Origin of the sequence: Bacillus sp. JNUCC-22 (genome assembly GCF_018861275.1) — a bacterium.
GTDB lineage: Bacteria > Bacillota > Bacilli > Bacillales > Bacillaceae > Bacillus > Bacillus velezensis.
On sequence record NZ_CP076408.1, the window covers coordinates 1,674,044 to 1,695,905 of the forward strand.

19 protein-coding genes are annotated in these 21,862 nt (G+C 46.3%); all 19 read left to right on the top strand.

Annotated elements, in window-relative coordinates:
• Positions 1-29 precede the first annotated feature (29 nt).
• The 19 genes from dpaA (at position 30) to JNUCC22_RS08540 (ending at position 21,837) form a co-directional block, all read left to right on the top strand.
• Positions 30-920, top strand: coding sequence for a dipicolinic acid synthetase subunit A (gene dpaA / locus JNUCC22_RS08450; RefSeq protein WP_007409808.1), 891 nt, complete (start codon positions 30-32; stop codon positions 918-920).
• Between the two features lie 2 nt (positions 921-922).
• The gene (dpaB, locus tag JNUCC22_RS08455; RefSeq protein ID WP_007409809.1) at positions 923-1,513 is read left to right on the top strand and encodes a dipicolinate synthase subunit B; all 591 of its coding nucleotides are present in this window, start codon (positions 923-925) and stop codon (positions 1,511-1,513) included.
• Between the two features lie 134 nt (positions 1,514-1,647).
• On the top strand, positions 1,648-2,688 hold the full coding sequence (asd, locus tag JNUCC22_RS08460; RefSeq protein ID WP_025284739.1) for an aspartate-semialdehyde dehydrogenase: 1,041 nt from the start codon (positions 1,648-1,650) through the stop codon (positions 2,686-2,688).
• 88 nt (positions 2,689-2,776) lie between these two features.
• Positions 2,777-3,991, top strand: coding sequence for an aspartate kinase (gene dapG / locus JNUCC22_RS08465; RefSeq protein ID WP_003154168.1), 1,215 nt, complete (start codon positions 2,777-2,779; stop codon positions 3,989-3,991).
• A 30-nt stretch (positions 3,992-4,021) separates the two neighbouring features.
• Positions 4,022-4,891 carry a 4-hydroxy-tetrahydrodipicolinate synthase gene (gene dapA / locus JNUCC22_RS08470; protein WP_003154166.1) on the top strand — a complete coding sequence of 290 codons (870 nt, stop codon included), beginning with the start codon at positions 4,022-4,024 and terminating at the stop codon, positions 4,889-4,891.
• A 178-nt stretch (positions 4,892-5,069) separates the two neighbouring features.
• Positions 5,070-6,737: a ribonuclease J2 gene (rnjB, locus tag JNUCC22_RS08475; RefSeq protein WP_007409811.1), complete on the top strand. Its 1,668-nt coding sequence runs from the start codon at positions 5,070-5,072 to the stop codon at positions 6,735-6,737.
• Positions 6,738-6,852: 115 nt separating this feature from the next.
• Entirely contained in the window at positions 6,853-7,590 is a 738-nt protein-coding gene (locus JNUCC22_RS08480) for a ClpP family protease (RefSeq protein WP_003154162.1), read from the top strand.
• Entirely contained in the window at positions 7,587-7,796 is a 210-nt protein-coding gene (locus tag JNUCC22_RS08485) for a YlzJ-like family protein (protein WP_003154161.1), read from the top strand. The genes JNUCC22_RS08480 and JNUCC22_RS08485 overlap by 4 nt, the downstream gene beginning before the upstream one ends.
• A gap of 134 nt (positions 7,797-7,930) precedes the next feature.
• Positions 7,931-10,291: an FtsK/SpoIIIE family DNA translocase gene (locus JNUCC22_RS08490; protein ID WP_038463873.1), complete on the top strand. Its 2,361-nt coding sequence runs from the start codon at positions 7,931-7,933 to the stop codon at positions 10,289-10,291.
• Positions 10,292-10,415: 124 nt separating this feature from the next.
• Entirely contained in the window at positions 10,416-11,141 is a 726-nt protein-coding gene (locus JNUCC22_RS08495) for a GntR family transcriptional regulator (protein WP_007409813.1), read from the top strand.
• Positions 11,142-11,252: 111 nt separating this feature from the next.
• Positions 11,253-12,482 carry a bacillibactin exporter BcbE gene (locus JNUCC22_RS08500; RefSeq protein WP_017417794.1) on the top strand — a complete coding sequence of 410 codons (1,230 nt, stop codon included), beginning with the start codon at positions 11,253-11,255 and terminating at the stop codon, positions 12,480-12,482.
• Positions 12,483-12,588: 106 nt separating this feature from the next.
• Complete coding sequence (locus JNUCC22_RS08505) at positions 12,589-13,044, top strand: MarR family winged helix-turn-helix transcriptional regulator (protein ID WP_003154157.1); 456 nt, start codon at positions 12,589-12,591, stop codon at positions 13,042-13,044.
• Positions 13,044-16,163 carry an MMPL family transporter gene (locus JNUCC22_RS08510; protein WP_038463876.1) on the top strand — a complete coding sequence of 1,040 codons (3,120 nt, stop codon included), beginning with the start codon at positions 13,044-13,046 and terminating at the stop codon, positions 16,161-16,163. The genes JNUCC22_RS08505 and JNUCC22_RS08510 overlap by 1 nt, the downstream gene beginning before the upstream one ends.
• Positions 16,164-16,315: 152 nt before the next feature.
• Positions 16,316-17,596, top strand: coding sequence for an EF-P 5-aminopentanol modification-associated protein YfmF (locus JNUCC22_RS08515; RefSeq protein ID WP_012117578.1), 1,281 nt, complete (start codon positions 16,316-16,318; stop codon positions 17,594-17,596).
• A complete protein-coding gene (locus JNUCC22_RS08520) occupies positions 17,593-18,879 on the top strand; it encodes an EF-P 5-aminopentanol modification-associated protein YfmH (protein WP_216062259.1) in 1,287 nt (428 codons plus the stop codon). The genes JNUCC22_RS08515 and JNUCC22_RS08520 overlap by 4 nt, the downstream gene beginning before the upstream one ends.
• A 59-nt stretch (positions 18,880-18,938) precedes the next feature.
• Complete coding sequence (locus JNUCC22_RS08525) at positions 18,939-19,667, top strand: elongation factor P 5-aminopentanone reductase (protein ID WP_216062260.1); 729 nt, start codon at positions 18,939-18,941, stop codon at positions 19,665-19,667.
• Between the two features lie 75 nt (positions 19,668-19,742).
• A complete protein-coding gene (locus JNUCC22_RS08530; RefSeq protein WP_003154150.1) occupies positions 19,743-20,000 on the top strand; it encodes a DUF3243 domain-containing protein in 258 nt (85 codons plus the stop codon).
• A 127-nt stretch (positions 20,001-20,127) separates the two neighbouring features.
• Positions 20,128-20,919, top strand: coding sequence for a DUF3388 domain-containing protein (locus JNUCC22_RS08535; RefSeq protein ID WP_007409819.1), 792 nt, complete (start codon positions 20,128-20,130; stop codon positions 20,917-20,919).
• Between the two features lie 18 nt (positions 20,920-20,937).
• Positions 20,938-21,837, top strand: a complete 900-nt coding sequence (locus JNUCC22_RS08540; RefSeq protein ID WP_014417801.1) for a helix-turn-helix domain-containing protein — start codon at positions 20,938-20,940, stop codon at positions 21,835-21,837.
• The last annotated feature ends 25 nt before the right edge of the window (positions 21,838-21,862 follow it).

The window sequence follows — 21,862 nt, forward strand, 5'->3', positions numbered from 1 at the left end:
AGTAACTGTAAAGAAGGTGAACGTTTCAGATGTTAACCGGATTGACAATTGCGATCATTGGCGGTGACGCAAGACAGCTTGAGATTATAAGAAAGCTGACAGAACAGCATGCCGATATTTATCTTGCAGGGTTTGACCAATTGGATGACGGTTTTACAGGAACCGTCAAATGCAAAATCGATGAGATTCCCTTTCAAAAAATAGACAGTATCATCCTGCCCGTATCGGCAACGACCGGAGAAGGCGTTGTTTCCACGGTTTTTTCAAATGAAGAAGTGGTATTAAAGCAGAGCTATCTTGAGCGGACACCGGAGCATTGCGTCATTTATTCAGGCATCTCCAACGCGTATCTTGAGGGGATCGCCAGCGAAGCCGGCCGCAAACTTGTGAAATTATTTGAACGGGACGATATCGCGATATTCAACTCGATTCCCACTGTTGAAGGAACAATCATGATGGCGATTCAGCATACGGATTATACCATTCACGGATCAAATGTCGCCGTTCTCGGCATGGGGCGCACCGGTATGACGATCGCCCGGACGTTTGCGGCGTTAGGGGCGAAGGTAAAAGTGGGCGCGCGGAGTTCGGCTCATTTGGCCCGTATAACGGAAATGGGGCTTTCTCCTTTTCAACTTGAAGAGCTTACTGAACATGTAAATGATATTGATATCTGCATTAACACCGTACCGAGCTTGATTCTGAATCAAAGCGTTTTATCGCGCATGACGCCGAAGACCTTGATTTTGGATTTAGCATCCCGTCCGGGCGGAACGGATTTCAAATATGCTGAAAAACAAGGCATTAAAGCGCTGCTTGCTCCGGGTCTTCCGGGAATTGTGGCCCCGAAAACAGCCGGACAGATTATTGCGAACGTATTGAGCAAGCTTTTGGCAGACTTAAAGAAAGAGGGGAAATAACCATGTCTCTGAAAGGGAAAAGAATCGGATTCGGATTAACCGGCTCGCATTGCACATATGAGGAAGTTTTTCCGCAAATAGAGGCGCTTATCAGTCAAGGAGCTGAAGTCCGGCCGGTCGTGACATCAACCGTTCAATCGACCGATACCCGCTTTGGGGAGGGGGGAGATTGGGTCAGAAAAATTGAAGAAGCAACAGGCTTTGAGGCGATTGATTCCATCGTAAAAGCGGAGCCTCTCGGGCCGAAACTTCCGCTCGACTGCATGGTCATCGCCCCTTTAACCGGAAATTCAATGAGCAAACTCGCAAATGCGATGACTGACAGCCCCGTCCTTATGGCTGCGAAAGCCACGATCCGCAACGGCCGCCCGGTCGTGCTCGGAATTTCGACAAACGACGGACTCGGTTTAAACGGAACGAATTTAATGAGGCTGATGTCCGCAAAAAACATATATTTCATCCCGTTCGGCCAGGACGACCACGTGAAAAAACCGACATCGCTCGTCGCCAGAATGGATCTCCTTCCGATTACGGTAGAAAAAGCTCTTTTGCACCAGCAAGTTCAGCCGGTGCTCGTACACCATCATGAATAAAAAATCATGATGACAGAAAATCATTCCGGAATAAAAAAATTCGGTCAATCCGTGACTATTCTATGGTAAAATAAAACGTAAAATGCAAAGTCAATTCAACAAATGATGCTTAATTGGCGGAAGGAGTTTTACAGATGGGAAGAGGATTACACGTAGCAGTTGTCGGAGCGACGGGAGCCGTAGGACAGCAAATGCTGAAAACACTGGAAGACAGAAACTTTGAAATCGAAACACTCACACTACTATCCTCAAAGCGTTCTGCTGGTACGAAAGTAACGTTTAAAGGCGAAGAATATACAGTGCAGGAAGCTGTTCCTGAAAGCTTCGAAGGCGTTCATATCGCGTTATTCAGCGCCGGCGGAAGCGTATCACAAAGCTTGGCGCCTGAGGCTGTAAAACGGGGAGCCATCGTGATTGACAATACCAGCGCATTCCGGATGGACGAAAATACACCGCTCGTGGTGCCTGAGGTGAACGAAGGTGATCTGCACAAACATAACGGCATTATCGCCAACCCTAACTGTTCAACGATTCAGATGGTGGCTGCGCTTGAACCGATCCGCAAAGCGTACGGTTTGAAAAAAGTCATTGTATCTACTTACCAAGCTGTGTCCGGGGCCGGCAATGAAGCGGCGAAGGAATTGTACAGCCAGACAAAGGCGATTTTAAACAATGAACCTGCAGAACCGTCCATTATGCCGGTTAAAGGCGACAAAAAGCATTATCAAATCGCATTTAACGCCATTCCGCAAATTGATAAATTCCAAGATAACGGCTATACGTTTGAGGAAATGAAAATGATTAATGAAACGAAAAAAATCATGCATATGCCGAAGCTGGAAGTGGCTGCGACATGTGTCAGACTGCCGATTGAAACAGGGCACTCAGAATCTGTTTACATTGAGCTTGACCGTGATGACGCAACCGTTGAAGATATGAAACAGCTTTTAAAAGAAGCTCCGGGTGTTACGCTTCAGGATGATCCGGCGGAGCAGCTTTACCCGATGCCTGCTGATTGCGTCGGCAAACGCGATGTATTTGTAGGAAGAATCCGTAAAGATTTGGACAGAGCAAACGGTTTTCATTTGTGGGTTGTTTCTGATAACCTGTTAAAAGGCGCCGCTTGGAACTCAGTTCAAATCGCGGAAAGCCTGCAAAAACTGAACCTCGTATAAAACAAACGTATTTTCTATAGGCGAACAGAAGAGAGTAAGGCTCTGCCTGCTCTCTTCTGTTACGTCAGACTAATTTGGAGTGAAAATAGTGAAGATCATTGTTCAAAAATTCGGCGGAACATCCGTAAAAGATGACAAAGGCCGCAAGCTTGCGCTAGCACACATTAAAGATGCCATCAGTGAAGGTTATAAAGTTGTTGTTGTCGTATCGGCGATGGGAAGAAAAGGAGACCCGTACGCGACAGATTCTTTAATCGGGCTCCTTTACGGCAGCCAGTCCGACATTTCTCCGAGAGAGCAGGATATGCTTCTGTCTTGCGGAGAAACGATTTCGTCCGTTGTTTTTTCCAGCATGCTGAAGGAAAACGGCATAAAAGCCGCAGCTTTAACAGGAGCCCAGGCCGGCTTTTTAACCAATGCCCAGCATACTGACGCCAAAATTATAGAAATGAAAACAGAGCGGCTTTTCGCTGCACTCGCCAGCCATGACGCTGTCGTTGTCGCGGGATTTCAGGGAGCGACTGAAAAAGGCGACACGACGACGATCGGCAGAGGAGGAAGCGATACTTCAGCAGCGGCGCTCGGCGCGGCGGTAGATGCTGAGTTTATCGACATTTTTACGGACGTGGAAGGCGTTATGACAGCCGATCCGAGAATCGTGGAAAATGCTAAGCCGCTTCCGAACGTCACATATACGGAAATCTGCAACCTTGCCTATCAAGGCGCGAAAGTCATTCATCCGCGCGCGGTGGAAATCGCCATGCAGGCAAAGGTGCCGATCCGCGTGCGCTCCACTTATTCAAAAGACAAAGGCACTTTGGTGACGTCCCATCATTCGTCTAACATCGGCAGCGATGTATTCGAACGGCTGATCACGGGGATCGCCCATGTGAAAGATGTGACGCAATTTAAGGTTCCCGCCAAAATGGGGCAATACAACGTTCAGACTGAAGTCTTTAAAGCAATGGCAAATGCCGGAATCAGCGTAGATTTCTTTAACATTACGCCGAGTGAAATCGTATATACCGTAGCCGGCAGTAAAACGGAAGCCGCGCGCAGCATTTTGGCTGAATTAGGATATGAGCCGACAGTGACGGAAAGCTGTGCGAAAGTGTCAGCGGTCGGCGCCGGAATAATGGGTGTTCCGGGTGTCACGTCTAAAATCGTCTCCGCACTTTCTGATAAAGGCATTCCGATTCTGCAATCTGCCGACAGCCATACGACGATCTGGGTGCTCGTTCATGAAAAAGATATGGTAACGGCCGTAAATGCGCTGCATGAAGTGTTTGAACTTTCAAAGTAAATGTGATTGAATCATGATGAGGTGAAAAAAATGAATGTCGGAAATATATCTACAGCGATGATTACCCCCTTTGACAGTAAAGGGAATGTAGACTTTCAAAAACTGTCTACATTAATCGACTATTTGTTGAAAAACGGCACGGATTCTTTAGTCGTCGCAGGCACAACCGGCGAATCTCCGACACTTTCAACGGAAGAAAAAATTGCACTCTTTGAATTTACAGTCAAAGAAGTGAACGGACGCGTGCCTGTTATTGCGGGTACGGGAAGCAACAATACGAAAGACTCCATTAAACTGACAAAAAAAGCTGAAGAAGCCGGCGTCGATTGCGTTATGCTTGTCACGCCGTATTATAATAAGCCTTCCCAAGAGGGGATGTACCGTCATTTTAAAGCCATAGCTGAAGAAACGTCTCTTCCTGTGATGCTTTACAACGTGCCGGGCAGAACGGTCGCTTCGCTTGCGCCGGAAACGGCCATCAGACTTGCGGAGATACCGAATATCTCTGCGATTAAAGAAGCGAGCGGCGATCTTGATGCCATTACGAAAATCATTGCCGAAACACCGGAAGATTTTTACGTCTATTCAGGTGATGACGGGTTAACGCTTCCTATTCTCGCAGTCGGCGGAAGAGGAGTCGTGTCAGTGGCCAGCCATATCGTAGGTTCTGACATGCAGCAGATGATTAAAAACTATACGAACGGGCAGACGGCAACCGCGGCACTGATTCATCAGAAGCTTCTGCCGATCATGAAGGAGCTCTTTAAAGCGCCTAATCCGGCTCCAGTCAAAACGGCGCTACAGCTGAAAGGCCTTGATGTCGGATCTGTGCGTCTTCCTCTTATCCCGCTGAATGAAGATGAACGTCTGAGCCTGAGCAGCGTCATCAGCGAACTGTAAGAAAAAATTTATACAGTTAAAATACGCGGTCATTCTCATTTTTATCGTGAGTTTGACCGTTTTGTATACATATTGGTTTTCCCTAAACCTTCCGCTTCTTCTTGTTTTCTAAAATTGATATCAGTTATAATAGGAACAAGTGATGATGGACGGGTATGAGACTAGGAGGATACAGATTTTGAAAAAGAAAAATACAGAAAACGTCAGAATTATCGCCCTTGGCGGCGTCGGAGAAATTGGGAAGAACCTATATGTCATTGAAATTGACTCAGACATATTTGTAGTGGATGCAGGGCTGATGCACCCTGAAAATGAAATGCTCGGTATTGATGTCGTCATTCCGGATATTTCCTACTTAGTAGAACGGGCTGACCGCGTGAAGGCCATCTTTCTGACACACGGGCACGATGAAAACATCGGGGGCGTCTTTTATTTATTGAATAAGCTGTCGGTGCCGGTATACGGAACGAAGCTTACGCTTGCATTACTGAGAGAAAAACTCAAGCAGTACGGGCATAATCGAAAAGCTGATTTGCGTGAAGTTCACTCTAAATCAGTCATTACATTTGAATCAACGAAAGTATCGTTCTTTAAAACGATTCACAGCATCCCGGATTCAGTGGGAGTCAGCTTCAAAACATCACTTGGCTCTATTGTATGCACGGGAGACTTCAAGTTTGACCAGACGCCTGCTTATCACCAATCATGTGATATTGGCGAAATTGCCAAAATCGGAAACAGCGGCGTGCTCGCCCTGCTTTCTGACAGCGCCAATGCGGAGCGCCCGGGGTATACTCCGTCAGAAGCATATGTAAGCGGTGAAATTTCCGATGCGATGAACAATTCAGAAAACCGTGTCATCATTGCTGTATTCGCGTCTAATATCAACCGGATCCAGCAAGTGATACAGGCTGCCGTCCAGAATGGCCGCAAACTTGCAATCGCCGGAAAAAATCTGCAAAACGTGCTTCAGCTTGGGCGCAAGCTCGGCTATATTGAAGCCGAAGATGAAATGTTTATTCCTGTGCAGGATGTGAAAAAATATCCGAAGCGGGAAGTGGCAATTGTTACAGCCGGAAGCCATGGTGAGCCGCTGGCCGCTCTTACGCGGATGGCCAAGCAGGCGCACAAGCAGCTTAACATTGAAGAAGGAGACACCGTTGTCATTGCATCAACACCGATTCCGGGGCATGAATTGATATATTCCAAAACCGTCAACCTGCTTGCCCGAGCCGGCGCTCAAGTCATTTTCGCCCAAAAACGCGTGCATGTGTCCGGTCACGGTTCGCAGGAAGAATTGAAACTCATGCTTAATTTGCTGAAACCGAAATATTTAATTCCGGTTAACGGTGAATTCAGAATGCAAAAAGCGCATTCCAAAATCGCAGAAGAGATCGGCATGAAACGCAGCGATATTTTCTTGATTGAAAAAGGTGACGTCGTTGAATTCCGCGGCCAGAATGTGAAAATCGGGGATAAAGTCACGTACGGAAACGTGTTGATTGACGGCCTCGGAGTCGGCGACATCGGCAACATCGTGCTGAGAGACCGCCGCTTATTATCACAAGACGGCATTCTCATCGTCGTGATCTCACTCGATAAGCAGAAAAAGAACCTCGTATCAGGTCCTGAGATCATTACGCGCGGTTTCGTATATGTCAGAGAATCAGAAGGTTTAATTGTACAAGCTACTGAGCTCGTCCGCTCTATCGTGACTGAAGCGACGGAAACATCTGCCGTAGAATGGTCCACGCTGAAACAAGCCATGCGTGATGCGCTGAATCAATTCCTTTATGAAAAAACAAAACGCAAGCCGATGATCATTCCGATCATTATGGAAGTATAATGTATACAAAGCCGGAGCGCATGATGCTCCGGCTTTGTTTTTGTTCATGTCCCGGATGGAAATCATCATCTTTGTTCATAATACAAAGAGACATTCGGAAAGGGTGAAAGATAAAATGGATCATCGTATGGAAAACACCGAAGAACAGCAGCCCGAAAAATCAGATGCGAAAGACAGCATTATGAGCAAAATTCAGCAGCTGGGAGAGACATCTCTGCCGCAAATGTCCCAAGATACCAATATTCACTGCCTGACGATCATCGGCCAAATTGAGGGGCACGTCCAGCTCCCGCCGCAAAATAAAACAACCAAATATGAACACGTCATTCCGCAAATCGTCGCCATTGAGCAAAATCCGAAAATCGAAGGACTTCTGATCATCTTAAACACCGTCGGAGGCGATGTGGAAGCGGGGCTTGCGATTGCGGAAATGCTCGCATCCTTATCAAAACCGACCGTCTCAATCGTACTCGGCGGGGGACACTCGATAGGTGTGCCGATCGCCGTGTCATGTGATCATAGTTTTATCGCGGAAACAGCGACTATGACCATTCACCCCGTTCGGCTTACAGGTCTGGTTATCGGGGTTCCGCAAACATTTGAATACTTGGACAAAATGCAGGAGCGGGTCGTCAACTTTGTGACCCATCATTCAAATATTTCCGAAGAAAAATTCAAAGAGCTGATGTTTTCAAAAGGAAACTTAACCAGGGACATCGGGACGAACGTAGTCGGGAAAGATGCGGCTGATTACGGATTAATTGATGCCGTGGGCGGCGTCGGACAGGCGATAAAAAAGCTGAATCAGCTGATTGAGGAACGAAAGGGCGAGGAAGGAAGGATGATCCAATGATCCTTTATACCGTCATGCCCCAAGAAGTCGTTTACGGTCAGGATATAGAGCAAAGCGTGCATGAACAGGTAGATTACGCCGGCGTGCCGCTGCTAGTTGAGATGAAGGGAAATGAAGCTGAAGTCGTACAGATTTTAAGTACGAACCCGATGGATTTTCTGAATCCGGACATCGCTCCGGGACAAAAAATCAAGCTGAAAATCTAACCGGCATTCAGTCCGTTTCTCGGGGGCAAAATATGCTATAATAGGGGAATCCTACAGAAAAATGCAGCCGGCAAAAGGCTGCTTTTCTTCATGATGTATGATTTTACATTTTTTAACGCAGTAAGGTGATGAGTGTGGCAAAGAAAAAACGGAAATCTAAAAAGAAACAAGAGAGTAAGCTCAATCTAAAATACGAACTAAGCGGACTGCTCTGTGTTGCAATCTCAATTATTGCTGTTTTGCAGCTCGGCGTTGTGGGACAGACATTTGTGTACTTGTTCCGTTTTTTTGCCGGAGAGTGGTTTATTTTATGCTTAATTGCGCTCTTCCTTCTCGGAATTTCGCTGTTTTGGAAAAAGAAGAGTCCAAGCCTTTTAACGAGAAGAAAGGCAGGGCTGTACTGTATTATCGCCAGTATATTGCTGCTGTCTCACGTGCAGCTCTTTAAAAATCTGTCTCATCACGGGTCGATTCGGTCGGCAAGTGTCATCGGCAACACGTGGGAGCTGTTTATGATTGACATGAAACAGCAGGCTGCTTCCCCTGATTTGGGCGGCGGCATGATCGGCGCGGTACTGTTTGCAGCTTCCCACTTTTTATTTGCATCAACGGGTTCACAGATCATGGCGATCGTGCTGATCTTAATGGGGCTGATTCTTGTAACGGGCCGTTCACTGCAGGAAACGCTCAAAAAGTGGACGAGCCCCGTCGGCCGGTTTATCCGCAGTCAATGGCAGGCATTTCTTGAGGATATGAAAACAGTCAGAACGAACATGTCTTCGCCGAAAACAAAAACAAAATCGGGCAAAAAACAAAAACGGGTTCAAAAGAAAAAAGAAGAGCCTGAACCGGAGGAAGAGGATGAGGAAATCATTTCGCCGATCATCCATTCAGAGCCGATTATTTCAAGCTTTTCAGACCGTCAGGAAGAGCCCGCCGAACCGCTGATCCCGGAAAAAACGCAGGAGGCTGCACAAGCGGCAAAAGATGAGCCTTCCGGCGGCGCTCAAGACAGTGGCGAAACGGCTGCGGCTCCGCCGATGACGTTTACAGAGCTTGAAAATAAAGATTATCAAATGCCTTCACTGGACATACTGGCTGACCCGAAACATACCGGCCAGCAGACCGATAAGAAAAACATTTACGAGAATGCAAGAAAACTCGAACGGACTTTTCAAAGCTTCGGCGTAAAGGCGAAAGTGACGCAGGTTCATCTCGGTCCGGCGGTCACAAAATATGAGGTGTATCCGGACGTCGGGGTCAAAGTCAGTAAAATCGTGAATCTGAGCGATGACCTCGCGCTCGCGCTTGCCGCGAAGGATATCCGGATCGAAGCGCCGATTCCGGGTAAATCGGCAATCGGCATCGAGGTGCCCAATGCTGAAGTTGCGATGGTTTCGTTAAAAGAAGTGCTTGAATCCAAGCTCAATGACAAGCCGGACGCGAAGCTTCTGATCGGCTTGGGACGAAATATTTCCGGGGAAGCCGTGCTTGCCGAACTGAACAAAATGCCCCACCTGCTCGTAGCGGGGGCAACGGGAAGCGGAAAAAGCGTCTGTGTCAACGGTATTATTACGAGCATTCTGATGAGGGCCAAACCGCATGAAGTGAAGATGATGATGATTGACCCGAAAATGGTTGAGCTGAATGTGTATAACGGCATTCCTCATCTGCTTGCGCCGGTCGTGACAGATCCGAAAAAGGCCTCGCAGGCTTTGAAAAAGGTCGTCAATGAGATGGAGCGCCGCTATGAGCTGTTCTCCCATACGGGTACGAGAAATATAGAAGGCTATAACGATCATATTAAGCGGTCAAATGCCGAAGAAGAAGTCAAGCAGCCTGAGCTGCCGTACATCGTCGTCATCGTTGACGAGCTTGCCGATCTGATGATGGTCGCTTCTTCCGACGTGGAAGATTCAATTACGAGACTTTCACAGATGGCGCGGGCGGCGGGAATTCATTTGATTATCGCGACACAGCGGCCTTCAGTCGACGTTATTACCGGTGTTATTAAAGCCAACATCCCGTCAAGAATCGCCTTCAGTGTCTCCTCTCAGACCGATTCACGGACAATTTTAGACATGGGCGGCGCTGAAAAGCTTCTGGGGCGCGGAGACATGCTGTTTCTGCCTGTAGGCGCAAATAAGCCGGTGCGTGTGCAAGGGGCATTCTTATCCGATGAAGAGGTTGAGCATGTCGTTGATCATGTCATTACGCAGCAAAAAGCGCAGTACCAAGAAGAGATGATTCCGGAAGAAGTTTCGGAAACACACAGTGAAGTAACGGATGATCTCTATGACGAAGCGGTCGATTTGATTATCGGCATGCAGACGGCATCAGTCTCCATGCTCCAAAGGCGGTTCAGAATCGGATATACGAGAGCTGCCCGTCTGATTGACGCAATGGAGGAACGGGGCGTCGTCGGGCCGTATGAAGGAAGCAAACCGAGGGAAGTACTATTATCTAAGGAACAATATGATGAGCTCTCTTCTTAAAAAGGAGAGAGTTTTCACTGAAAATGATATCACCAAAATCATTCCTATTTATTTTTTTATTAAAACATGATATAGTTGTCCCAATTGTTCAATAATTTATGAAAGTGGTTTACGGAGGGGAAACATGTCTACAAAAGCTGACAATCGTCACTTGTATCTAAAAGTGATTGAGCGAATCAAAGAGGATATACAAAACGGAATTTACACCGAAAAGGAAAAGCTTCCTTCTGAATTTGAGCTTTCAAAATCAATGGGTGTCAGCCGGGCAACTCTGCGTGAAGCTTTGCGTATCCTTGAAGAGGAGCATGTGATTATCAGAAGGCACGGTGTGGGCACTTTCGTCCATACAAAACCGCTGTTTCTTTCAGGTATTGAACAGCTCAACAGCGTGACGAAAACGATTCAGCAGGCGAACATGGTGCCGGGTACGATTTTTTTGTCGTCTCAGGTCATCACGCCGTCTGATGAAGATATCGCTAGATTCCGGCTTGAGCCTGAGCAGGAGCTTTTTTATTTGGAACGCGTGAGAACGGCAAGCGGCACTCCGGTCGTTTACTGTTTAGATACGATTCCGATGCACATTCTGCCGAATTCTTTCTGTCATGAACAGGAATCTATTTTTGATCTTTTGGAAAAAAACTCCGGGTCTGTGATCAGCTATGCCGTTGCTGATATCGAACCGATCGGATATCACGATACGATTTCACCGGTTTTGGAATGCGAGCCGGAGACGGCGCTTTTATTGCTGAAGCAAACCCACTATAATCAGAATGATGAACCTGTGCTGTATTCATTAAATTATTTCCGGGCTGATAAGTTCAGTTTTCATGTTGTAAGAAAACGTTTTTAAGACAGACGCGTCATGTGTCTGTTTTTTTATTTGCCGTTTCAGTACATACTTTGTTTTCTGCAAGGCACAATAAAACAGGAAACAACCAAGTATAGTGAATGGGTGAATAAGTTGAGTAAGAAGAAAAATGGAACGAAAAATATCATTGCTCTGGCTTCTGTACCGCTCGTGATGACACTCGGGAATTCCATGCTGATTCCTGTGCTTCCGATGATTGAAAAGAAGCTGTCCATATCGTCTTTTCAAGTATCGTTAATTATAACGGTCTATTCGATTGTGGCGATTATTTGTATTCCGATTGCCGGATATCTGTCCGATAAATTCGGAAGAAAAAAGGTTCTTCTGCCTTGTCTTCTCATAGCCGGTGCGGGCGGAGCGCTTGCCGCGATAGCTTCCACCGCGTTCAAGCATCCTTATCCCATTATCTTGGCGGGGCGGGTGCTGCAGGGAATCGGTTCGGCAGGGGCGGCTCCTGTAGTGATGCCGTTTATCGGTGATTTATTCAAAGGGGATGATGAGCGGATTACCGCGGGGCTCGGCGATATTGAGACGTCTAACACTGCCGGGAAAGTAATAAGCCCGATTCTCGGTTCGCTCTTGGCTGCATGGTTTTGGTTTATGCCATTTTGGTTCATTCCGTTTTTTTCGCTCATCAGTTTTTTTCTCGTATTGTTTTTGGTGGCTAAGCCGGAGGAACAAAAAGAAGCGCCTTCTATTTCCGAATTTGTGAAAAATGTCGGCCGCATATTTAAGCGTGACGGACGCTGGCTCTTTACGGTTTTTATCATCGGCTGCGTGATTATGTTTTTGCTGTTCGGGGTTCTTTTTTATTTATCAGACTCACTGGAGAAGAAATACGGCATTGACGGTGTGGCTAAAGGAGCGCTTTTGGCAATCCCGCTTTTATTTCTATCCGTCAGTTCATATATATCAGGCAGGAAAATCGGAAAAGACCAAGGCAAAATGAAGTTTTGCATCGTTTTCGGAATGAGTGCCGTGACACTGTCGTTTATCGGCCTATGGTGGAATCACAGTTTTTATTTATTATTTATCTTTTTGTGTGTCAGCGGTATCGGTATCGGAATGGCATTGCCGGCTTTAGACGCTGTCATCACAGAAGGCGTAGACAACGAGGAATCGGGAACCATCACCTCATTTTATAACAGCATGCGGTTTATCGGAGTAGCGGCGGGACCGCCGATCTTTGCTGCCCTGATGTCAAATGCAGGCTGGCTGATTTTTATTTTATCCGCTTTTTGCGGCATTGTGTCTGTATTTTTAGCGCTGTTAAATATCTCATCACAAGCAAAAGAAAAAAAGGAATCATTAAAGACGGTGTAATCTGCACTGTCTTTTTTTATTTTATTTTGAAGATTGACATGATACCGTCAAGTCGTTATCCTTTTTAATAGTTAAACATATTAACTATCGGAAGGAGGGGGAAAAGGTGCATGAAGAAAAAGTAAAGCAGCTGATTCAGCGTTATTCCGATGTATACTTGCACGTCTTAAAAAAAATTGACAGCATTATCGCTGAAAAAGTGAACAAAGAACTGACATTGGATCAATATTACATCCTCCGCTATATTATGCTCAATCCCGATTGCAAATCAATTGAACTGGCCGCGGTGTGCCACGTCAATAAAAGCGCCATTACATCTATGACGAACCGCCTGTATGAAAAAGGCTACATCAATAGAGAACGCAGCCAAAGCGACCGCCGGAGCATACTTTTAAATGTCACGGAAAAGGGGACGGAAGTATTTCACCGTGTGGAGCGGCGGATTGAGGAACTCGTCCGATCATATATTATGTATTTTGATGAAGACGAGGCGGAGATGTTCGTGAATACATATGAAAAATTATATCGATTGATGATGACTGAGGAGGATCAGCAGACATAATGAAAAACATTATCCGAGCCCGCTGGATCATCGCCGCGGTGTGGGTCGCCGCAACGGTGATATTTATGCTTACAGCGCCTGATATGGCTGAATTGACACGGGAGAAAGGGCAGATTTCCGTACCGGACGGATATTCCTCTTCTTACGCCCATGAATTGCTTGATGAAATGTCTGATTCCGATGCACCGTCTTCTTCTGCCGTCATCGTATTTCACGAAAAAGGCTTAATGACAGACAAAAAAAATCGTCTGGAAGAAGCCGTCAGCACTTTGTCTGAACATAAAAAAGCGCTTCAGATTAAAACGGTGACTTCATACTTCGGGGAGAAAAATGACGACATTAAAAAACAGCTGCTCTCAAAAGACAGACAAACGATGCTCGTTCAGCTGCAGCTTGATACATCCAAAAACGATATCATCGAAATAAAAAATAAAATTGATAAACAGCTGAAACCGTACGGCGTATCATACGGCATTACAGGCCAATCGCTGATCGACGAAGATGTGTTAAAAAGCTCACAGGACGGCTTGAAAAAGACTGAATATATAACGGTCGCTTTTATCCTGATCGTGCTGATCCTTGTATTTCGGTCAGTGGTCGCTCCGTTCGTGCCGCTTTTATCAGTATTGATATCTTATTTAGTCAGCCAGTCGATTGTCGCATTTTTAGTCGATCAGCTGAATTTTCCGCTCTCAACTTTTACGCAGATTTTTATGGTTGCGATTATGTTCGGGATCGGCACAGACTACTGCATTCTGCTTCTCAGCAGATTTAAAGAAGAACTGTCGCATGGCGCTGATATAAGAGAAGCGATCGTCGTCACCTACAAAACGGCCGGAAAGACGGTTTTGTACAGTGGCGGTGCGGTGCTGATCGGATTTGCCTGCATCGGATTTGCGACATTTAAGCTGTATCAGTCGGCAGCGGCCGTTGCGGTCGGTGTCGCGGTGCTGCTGCTTGCGCTCATGACGATCGTGCCGTTTTTTATGGCTGTTTTAGGAAAAAGCCTGTTTTGGCCTGTTAAGGGCGATATTTCCCATCCTCAAAGCAAAGCATGGGAAACGTCAGGGCGGTTTTCATTTAAAAGGCCGCTCATCAGTCTTGCAATCGTTGCGGTATTCACCGTCCCGCCTATCCTTCTTTACAAAGGGTCGCTGTCTTACAACAGTCTTGACGAAATCGGGGATAAATATGAATCCGTCCGCGCGTTTAATACGATTTCAGACGCATTCGGCCCGGGAGAACTTCTTCCGGCCACAGTCGTCATCAAAAATGATGAGACATTAAATACCGAAAAACACCTGATTGATATCGAAAAAATCAGCAGAGAACTTGAAAAAACAGAGGGTGTAAAAACGGTCAGAAGCGCCACGCGCCCCGCTGGAAACGGATTGAATCAATTATTTGTCACAAATCAGGCAAAGCAGCTTCAAGAAGGGCTTGATAAAGGCAATACAGGACTTGAAAAAATCACGGACGGATTAGGGCATGCCGCAAAGTCGTTAGCTGATTCACAGCCGCAGATCGAAGAGTCGGGCAAAAGCGTCAATCAGCTTATTGACGGAACATTGTCTCTGAAAATCGGGCTTTCTGATATAGGAGAAAACCTGAATAAACTGCAGGCTGGCGTGAACGAGAATAAAGCCGGCGTCGCCCAGATGAGAAAGCGGATTGAAGAGCAAAAACAAATGCTGACTTCACAGCTCAAACAAAACAGCGGTCTCGCTTCAGAAACGCAAAACGCTTTAAAATTGGTAAAAACCGTCCTGCCGATGAAAGATGAAGCCAGCAGACAGCTTGCCGATTTGAACAAGCAGCTTGCCCGGCTGCCGTTTGCAAAATTGGAAGCGTCAATACCGTCAGTCAAAACCGATCCCTCTTACCAAGAAATCAAATCGGCCTTTACGGGTGTACAGTCAGCCGTTTCCAAGGCAAACGCGGATGCAGAAGCTTTTTCTAAACAGGTCGACAGTCAAAAGGCTCATCTGCAGCAAGCGGAAAAACAATTTGCCCGACTGGCAGCCGCTCAGAAGAAGATTGACACTCAAATTAACGCAATGATCAATGGTCTGACCAGTATTGAAAACGGTCTGCAGCAAGTGTCAGACGGACAGGGGGCTCTCGCGGGACAAATGCCGCGCCTTGAATCGGCGGCAGGACAGCTCGCCGAGGGCCAGAAAAAAATGAAGAGCGGTCTCGGTGATTTTTCTTCCCGGCTCAGCGAACTTTCTTCCGGCCTTAACGACAGTGTAAAAGGGCTTAAGAAAGTATCAAGCGGCATGATGGGGGCGAATGATTACCTGGGTGAGCTTCACAAGGCGTCAGACAAAGAAATGACAGGCTGGTTTGTGCCGAAAGACGCGTTGACAAACAGTGATTTCACAAGCGTGTTTAATACGTACATGTCAGATGACAGAAAAACGACAGAATTGACCGTCGTTCTTGATCACAATCCTTACTCAAATACGGCCATTCAAGATATTCAAGCGATCAAAGCGAGCGTAAAAAGGGCCATTCCGAACACGGATCTGAAGAATGCTTCCTTCGGCGTTTCGGGAGTCTCCAGCATGAATGCCGATCTGAAGGAAGTATCGGATTCAGACTTCAAACGGACGGCCATGTTTATGCTGGCGGGAATTTTTCTGATTCTCATCGTGATGCTGCGCTCCCTCATTATGCCTGTTTATTTAGTGGCGTCGCTCGTACTGACGTATTTCGCATCCATCGGCGTGACGGAATACATCTTTACACACTTCTTCGGGTATCCGGGCGTAAACTGGGCCGTGCCGTTCTTCGGCTTTGTCATTTTGATGGCTCTAGGCGTGGATTATTCCATCTTTTTAATGGACCGCTTTAATGAGCTTAAAAAAGAAGGAACGGAACCCGCAATGATCAGCAGTATGAAAAATATGGGTTCCGTCATCATTTCTGCAGCCATTATTTTAGCGGGAACCTTTGCGGCCATGCTGCCGTCAGGCGTTCTTTCCTTATTACAGATTGCAACCGTGGTATTAACAGGCCTTCTCATGTACGCAATTGTCGTCCTTCCGTTTTTTGTACCGGTCATGGTGAAAATATTCGGAAGAGCCAACTGGTGGCCTTTCAATTTGAAAAAATAACGCTCAATGCCTCTGCCTGTTTTCGGGCAGAGGTTTTTTTGTTTCCTTATAAATCCTCCAGTTGATATAATTACATCTGCGCACTCTTTTTTGCGAATGCTGAAATTTGGTCATAATACATACTATGAAAGAATGAACGAAGGAGGTTTCACATGACTTACGTAAATGAAATGAAGTCAAAGCACGGCGGGATCACCGCCCACATCGTAAAGACCGAGAAATTTAAAACCGTTTCGCTGACGTTTAAAATGCTGGCTCCTTTAACGAAAGAGCTCGTAACAAAAAGAGCGCTGTTTCCGCATGTGCTTCTGCGCGGAACAGAAAGCCGCCCGAAAACCGCTGATCTGCGGTCTTATTTTGATGAGCTGTACGGCACATCCGTTTCAGCTGATCTGACAAAAAAGGGAGAACGTCATGTCATTACGTTCAGGCTTGAGATTCCTAATGAAAAGTATCTGAAGGACCGCACACCGTTATTGGAAAAAGGCCTTCAGCTTTTATCAGAGCTTGTCTTTTCGCCCGCTTTGGAAAACGGCGCCTTCCTGCCCCTTTATGTCACGCAGGAAAAACGGACGCTGAAACAGCGGATTCAAGCCGTATATGATGATAAGATGAGATATTCTAATCTGCGTCTCGTTCAGGAAATGTGCAAAAGCGAACCGTATGCCCTTCACGTCAACGGCGAGTTCGATGATGTTGAACACATTACACCGCAAGATTTGTATGAAGCCTATCAAAAAGCCATACGCGAAGATCAGCTGGACCTGTACGTCATCGGCGATGTTGATACAGATCAGGTGAAAACGGCCGTTGATACGTATTTTAAAACGGAAGAACGGGAGCTGCAGCCTTTTGAAAGAAGCGCCGCGAATGAACAGCCCGATCCGAAGGAAGTCATTGATGAAGAGGACGTCAAGCAGGGCAAGCTGAATATCGGATTCCGGACCAATACGACATATACAGATCCGGATTATCCGGCATTGCAGGTGTTTAACGGGCTGTTCGGGGGTTTCTCTCATTCAAAGCTGTTTATAAATGTCCGTGAAAAAGCTAGCCTCGCCTATTATGCAGCCTCAAGGGTGGAAAGTTTCAAAGGGCTTTTGATGGTCATGTCGGGCATTGAGGTGAAAAATTACAAGCAGGCCGTCACCATCATTGAAGAACAGTTTCAGGCTATGCAAAACGGTGACTTTTCAGAAGATGATATCGCCCAAACGAAAGCCGTTATTAAAAATCAAGTATTAGAAACCATTGATACGGCATACGGTTTAGCGGAATTTCTGTATCAGCAGGCCTCAGCTCAAGTAGAGATACCGATCGAAAGATTCCTTGATAATATCGAGAAAGTGACAAAAGAGGACATTATCAATGTTGGAAAGAACATTAAGCTGGATACGACTTATTTCTTAAAAGGGACGGGGGGAGCATCTTGACTAAACCGATAAACTTCGAACAGCTTCAGGAAACGCTGTATCATGAAAAAATGGCAAATGGCCTTGATGTCTATGTGCTGCCGAAACAGGGCTTTAATAAAACATACGCCGTGTTTACGACAAAGTACGGTTCCATTGACAATCAATTCGTTCCTTTAAATAAGGAAGAAATGGTACACGTCCCTGACGGAATCGCGCATTTTCTGGAGCATAAACTGTTTGAAAAAGCGGACGGCGATGTGTTTCAGGACTTCAGTAAGCAGGGGGCGTCGGCAAATGCCTTTACATCATTTACACGAACCGCTTATCTGTTCTCCAGCACTTCTAATGTGGAGAAAAACCTGGAAACACTCGTGGATTTTGTTCAGGACCCGTATTTCACGGAAAAATCAGTTGAAAAAGAAAAAGGCATCATCGGCCAGGAAATCAATATGTATGATGATAATCCGGATTGGCGGCTGTTTTTCGGCCTTATCGAAAATATGTATAAAGACCATCCCGTGAAAATTGACATTGCCGGAACGGTGGAGAGCATCTCACATATTACGAAAGATCTGCTGTATGAGTGCTACGAAACTTTTTATCACCCGAGCAATATGCTGCTCTTTATCGTCGGTCCCGTAGATCCTGAAGCGGTCATCAGCCAGGTGCGGAAAAACCAGGAGAAAAAGCCGTTTACAGACCAGCCTGAAATCAAACGTGAAGAAGTTCAGGAGCAGGAAGCGGTTTTCCGCCGGGAGCAGGAATTAAAAATGAACGTGCAAGGCTCAAAATGTCTTGTCGGCTTAAAGGCGAAAGACCCTTATAAAACGGGGCAGGATCTGTTGAAGCACGAGCTCAGCATGAACCTCATGCTTGAATGTCTTTTCGGAAAAAGCTCACCGCATTACGGCGACTTGTACGACAAAGGCTACATTGATGAAACCTTCAGCTTTGATTACACGGCTGAATACGGATTCGGTTTTGCCTCTGTCGGAGGAGATACACCGGAGCCGGATAAGCTCGCTGACGAAATAAAACACATGCTGCTTGATGCGGAATCAGCCGTGACTGCGGAAAAACTTGACCTTGCGAGAAAAAAGAAGATCGGGTCATTCTTAAAAGCGCTCAATTCGCCTGAATATATCGCCAACCAATTCACACGCTACGCCTTTTTAGATATGAGTCTATTTGATGTCGTAACCGTACTGGAGCAGATTACGCTGGAAGACGTAAAGCGGGTCATTAAGGAAGAAATATCAGAAGACAGGCTGACAGTCTGCAAAGTCGTGCCAAAATCATAACAAAAACATCCCTCACGCGCTGAGGGATGTTTTTCTGGGGAAAGAAGGAGTATTGATTGATGAAACAGACAGCGCTCGTAACCGGAGCAAGCGGCGGAATCGGACAAAGTATAAGTGAAGTCCTCGCAAAAAACGGATATGACGTCCTCTTGCATTATCATTCTAATAAGGAAGCCGCACACAGGCTTGCGGAAAGGCTGAGCGCATCATTCGGCGTAAAAGCCTCTGTTATTCAGGCGGATCTGTCCTCACCGGATGGCGCGGAGACACTCAGCCGTTCCGTTAAGCAGCCTGTGGACGCTCTGATATTAAACAGCGGCAAAAGTCATTTCGGCCTGATTACGGACGTTACGGATGACACGGCGCGGGAGATGGTGCAGCTGCATGTGACGAGTCCGTTTCTTTTGGCGCGTAATCTGGTGCCCGGCATGATCCGGAAAAAAAGCGGGGGCATCGTCGCGATCGGTTCCGTCTGGGGAGAAACGGGCGCATCGTGCGAGGTATTATACAGCATGGTCAAAGGAGCGCAGCATTCGTTCGTCAAAGCGCTTGCCAAAGAGCTTGCTCCGAGCGGCGTCCGCGTGAATGCAGTCTCGCCGGGTGCCGTTGATACAAATATGCTTGATCAGTTCACGTCTGATGAAAAAGAAGCGTTGGCAGATGAAATTCCCGCGGGCCGGCTGGCAAAGCCGGAGGAAATCGCCGAAGCGGCGGCCTTTTTATTATCGGACAAGGCTTCCTATATTACGGGGCATATATTATCCGTAAACGGCGGCTGGCACTGCTGAAAAAAATGTGTGTATAGTTTGCATCTGTACGGACAAAATAATTTTGTAACAACAGATGAAATGGAGGAACCCAACATGTCAGTATTGGAAAACTGGGATAATTGGAAGAATTTCCTTGGCGACAGATTGAACTATGCGCAGGAAAAAGGGATGAGTGATGAAACGATCACTGACCTCGCTACAGAAATCGGCGGTTACCTTGCGAACGAAGTCGACTCGAAAAACCATCAGGAAAAAGTGCTTGCTGATCTTTGGAGCGTTGCTTCTGAAGATGAACAGCGCGCCATCGCAAATATGATGGTGAAGCTTGTTGAAAATAACAGCACTCATTAAGAGGGGGGATTTCTCCTCTCTTTTTTTATGTTTTCCTCTATAGAGCAACATTCTTCTTTCTAATTAGAGAAAAATGTTTTATGATAAAGGAAGGTAAAAATTTGCCACAATGGAGGGGGTATATCATTTGGCAAAGCTCGAATGGTATTTTGAATATGAAATTCAAGTGAACCGCCCCGGCCTGCTCGGGGATATTTCATCTCTTCTCGGGATGCTGTCAATTAATATTGTCACAATTAACGGTGTCGACCTTTCCAGAAGGGGAATGCTGCTCAGATGCCGGCATATAGATCAAATTAAACGATTGGAATCAATTTTAAAAACAATGGAGACCATTAAAGTAACGAAGCTGAGAGAACCGAGGCTTCGCGACCGTCTCGCAGTCCGCCACGGAAGATACATTCAGCGTGATGCCGATGACAAAAAAACCTTCCGTTTTGAAAGGGACGAGCTCGGTCTTCTGGTTGACTTTATGGCCGAGCTGTTTAAAAAAGAAGGACACAAACTGATCGGAATCCGGGGAATGCCGAGGGTCGGAAAAACGGAGTCCATTGTTGCGTCAAGCGTTTGCGCCAGCAAAAGATGGCTTTTCGTATCATCAACGCTGCTAAAACAAACGATCCGGAGCCAGCTGGTTGCCGATGAATACAGCACGGAAAACGTGTTTATCCTCGACGGCATCGTTTCGACAAGACGGGGATCTGAGCGCCATCTTCAGCTCGTCAGTGAAATTATGCGGCTTCCGGCGACAAAGGTCGTGGAGCACCCCGATATTTTTGTTCAAAATTCGGAGTATACGCTCGATGATTTCGATTATATTATCGAACTCAGAAATGATCCTGACGAAGTCATTACATATGAACATGCAGAAGAACCGCAAATTTTTGATCAGACCGGTTTTTCAAGCTTTGATTTTTAATATTGGAAGGTGTTTGTTGTGACAGAATTAGCAATCCGGCTTAAAGAAGCCAGAGAGGAAAAAGGGATGTCGTTGGATGAACTCCAGGCGGCGACGAAAATTCAGAAAAGATACTTAACCGCTCTGGAAGAAGGCAATTATGACGTCATTCCCGGCAATTTTTATGTGCGGGCGTTTATCAAGCAATACGCTGAAGCTGTCGGGCTTGATTCAGATCAGTTATTTGAAGAATATAAAAAAGACATCCCTAACACGTACCATGACGATGTGTCGGAAAAAATCTCCGGTCTCGCCATGCAAAGGGAGCTTCCTAAGTCCGCTTCAAAGGCGGCGGAATGGCTTCCGACCGTCCTTGTCGTCATCGGTGTCATTATCGTCATCGCGATCATTTATGCGATTATTCAGCTCGGAATGAGCAAATCCGGGCAGACAGACGGAGATAAAGCCGTCACCCAAAGTGAGAGCAAGTATGAGATTCCTAAGGATTCTGCGCTGAAAAACGACGGCAATACAAATGACGAAGCGCAATCTGACAGCAAAAAAGACAAAAAGGACACAAAAGCGTCAGAGCAGAAAAAGAAAGAAAAAAGCAGTGAAAAGACGGAGATCAAAGCGGCCGGAACGGAAGGATCGGCTTCTTCATACAACGTCTCCGGGGCAGATAAGTATAAGCTTGAACTGATTGCTTCTGACAGCGCATGGATCCGCGTCCGTGATGACAGCGGCGGTTCTTTAAAAGAAGGAACGCTGCAAAAAGGCGAAACCTTTAAAAAAGACGTCACGGATCAAAAGCAGATTGAAATCCGCACGGGCTATGCCCCTAACCTGAAAATTAAAATCAACGGAGAGGTTCTGTCCTATGAACTCAATCCGCATGATGTGATGGCGCAGACCATCACAATCAAGATGAAAAAATAAAAGGGGAAAAAGTCATCTGAACGAT

Coding starts and splice junctions, on each gene's coding strand:
- dpaB (WP_007409809.1), top strand. CDS start 923: ATGTCTCTGAAAGGGAAAAGAATCGGATTCGGATTAACCGGCTCGCAT.
- dpaA (WP_007409808.1), top strand. CDS start 30: ATGTTAACCGGATTGACAATTGCGATCATTGGCGGTGACGCAAGACAG.
- JNUCC22_RS08480 (WP_003154162.1), top strand. CDS start 6,853: ATGGATCATCGTATGGAAAACACCGAAGAACAGCAGCCCGAAAAATCA.
- JNUCC22_RS08510 (WP_038463876.1), top strand. CDS start 13,044: ATGAAAAACATTATCCGAGCCCGCTGGATCATCGCCGCGGTGTGGGTC.
- JNUCC22_RS08485 (WP_003154161.1), top strand. CDS start 7,587: ATGATCCTTTATACCGTCATGCCCCAAGAAGTCGTTTACGGTCAGGAT.
- JNUCC22_RS08515 (WP_012117578.1), top strand. CDS start 16,316: ATGACTTACGTAAATGAAATGAAGTCAAAGCACGGCGGGATCACCGCC.
- asd (WP_025284739.1), top strand. CDS start 1,648: ATGGGAAGAGGATTACACGTAGCAGTTGTCGGAGCGACGGGAGCCGTA.
- dapA (WP_003154166.1), top strand. CDS start 4,022: ATGAATGTCGGAAATATATCTACAGCGATGATTACCCCCTTTGACAGT.
- JNUCC22_RS08525 (WP_216062260.1), top strand. CDS start 18,939: ATGAAACAGACAGCGCTCGTAACCGGAGCAAGCGGCGGAATCGGACAA.
- JNUCC22_RS08495 (WP_007409813.1), top strand. CDS start 10,416: ATGTCTACAAAAGCTGACAATCGTCACTTGTATCTAAAAGTGATTGAG.
- JNUCC22_RS08530 (WP_003154150.1), top strand. CDS start 19,743: ATGTCAGTATTGGAAAACTGGGATAATTGGAAGAATTTCCTTGGCGAC.